Raw genomic sequence first — 1,316 nt, forward strand, 5'->3', positions numbered from 1 at the left:
CCAAATAAGGAACGCCCATTCATCCCCCGCTTCAAAGACGGGGGCATCCTGGGCCGACACGGTGAATGGTGGGCAATATATGTTTTAGCCTGGTCATACGGAATCCAGGCATGTACACGCCTATTTTGTTCCCTCTCTATCTGTTGTAGATTGTGTTGAGCAGCGGTATCTGGATTTCAGACGTGTGAACCCCGGGGAGAAAGGTCCTTGACACTCCCTCGTTCACGTCTATCATAACAATATGACGTGAACGTAACATGTGAGTGGGTGAGCGATGAACGACCGGATGCGCATAGGTGATGTGACGGAACGAGCAGGGGTCACTGCGCGCACCGTCCGCTATTACGAGAGGATTGGGCTGCTCGCTCCTGGTGAGCGTGAAGGCCGTGGCCAGCACTATTACACCGAGGAGACGCTGGATCGTCTGTGTAAAATTGATCAGTTCAAGAAGCTTGGACTCAGCCTGGATGACATACGTGACGTGATTGACCTCTATTTCACTGATCCAGGTGGAATACAACCAAAACAGAACGTCCTTGCCATCCTGCGCCAGCATCTGGCCGAGGCAGACCGGAAGATTGGAGCGTTACAGCAATTTCGTGCTGACTTACAGGCCACTATTGAACGCTTCGAGCGCTGGCTTGAGGAAAGAGAGCCGTAACGAGGCTTTTTTGTCCAGAACATGACGTTAACGTCACGTTTGAAGTGCAAATCATTCAGAAGTATTGAGAAAGATGAATGAAACGATTGGATGTATTGGACTTGGCAATCCAGGGCTGCCACTGGCAAGAATCTCCTCAAAGCCGGGTATGCGCTGCGGGTGTATAACCGCACGGCGAGCAAAGCGGAACCTCTGGTTGCTCTGGGCGCACACGACCCGTTGACGCGGTGACAAGCGGAGGACTTGTTGTGACCATTTTGTGGGGTGAGGCGTCAGTGGAAAGCATCGTCACGAGTGATGGCTTTGTAGAGCAATTGGGACGAGGTGGTCTCCATCTAGCGATGAGCACAATATCGCCTGAAATGACAAAGAAGCTGGCGGCGATGCATGCGCAACATGGCAGTGTCTCTGTTGAGGCTCCCATCTTTGGAGGATCTGAGGCCGCTGTCGCCCAATGGCTCTGGATTCCGTTTTTGCGGGTCCGCAAAGAGCCAAAGACCGCGTCCGACCACTCCTGAAGGCGATGGGGGGCAGGGTATTGTTGATTTTGGCGAAGAGGGTGGTGCGGCAACGCTTGTCAAACTTGTGGGCAACTTCCTGATTGTTTCCGCAGGACAATCTTTGCGAGAAGCGCTCTCGGTGGCTGAGAACAATG

At 53.0% G+C, this 1,316-nt stretch carries 3 protein-coding genes; all 3 read left to right on the top strand.

The features are described 5' to 3' along the window. The first annotated feature begins 274 nt into the window (after nucleotides 1-274). The 3 genes from EI42_RS31780 (at nucleotide 275) to EI42_RS33700 (ending at nucleotide 1,179) form a co-directional block, all read left to right on the top strand. The gene (locus EI42_RS31780; protein WP_111326992.1) at nucleotides 275-661 is read left to right on the top strand and encodes a MerR family transcriptional regulator; all 387 of its coding nucleotides are present in this window, start codon (nucleotides 275-277) and stop codon (nucleotides 659-661) included. A 90-nt stretch (nucleotides 662-751) separates the two neighbouring features. Further along, nucleotides 752-892 carry a hypothetical protein gene (locus EI42_RS33695; protein WP_211326461.1) on the top strand — a complete coding sequence of 47 codons (141 nt, stop codon included), beginning with the start codon at nucleotides 752-754 and terminating at the stop codon, nucleotides 890-892. Nucleotides 893-909: 17 nt separating this feature from the next. Next, complete coding sequence (locus EI42_RS33700) at nucleotides 910-1,179, top strand: NAD(P)-binding domain-containing protein (protein WP_246046502.1); 270 nt, start codon at nucleotides 910-912, stop codon at nucleotides 1,177-1,179. Nucleotides 1,180-1,316 lie beyond the last annotated feature (137 nt).

The organism is Thermosporothrix hazakensis (assembly GCF_003253565.1).
GTDB lineage: Bacteria > Chloroflexota > Ktedonobacteria > Ktedonobacterales > Ktedonobacteraceae > Thermosporothrix > Thermosporothrix hazakensis.

What these genes read in the sequence shown, in the direction of transcription:
- EI42_RS33695 (WP_211326461.1), top strand. Translation starts at nt 752, where the DNA reads ATGTATTGGACTTGGCAATCCAGGGCTGCCACTGGCAAGAATCTCCTC.
- EI42_RS31780 (WP_111326992.1), top strand. Translation starts at nt 275, where the DNA reads ATGAACGACCGGATGCGCATAGGTGATGTGACGGAACGAGCAGGGGTC.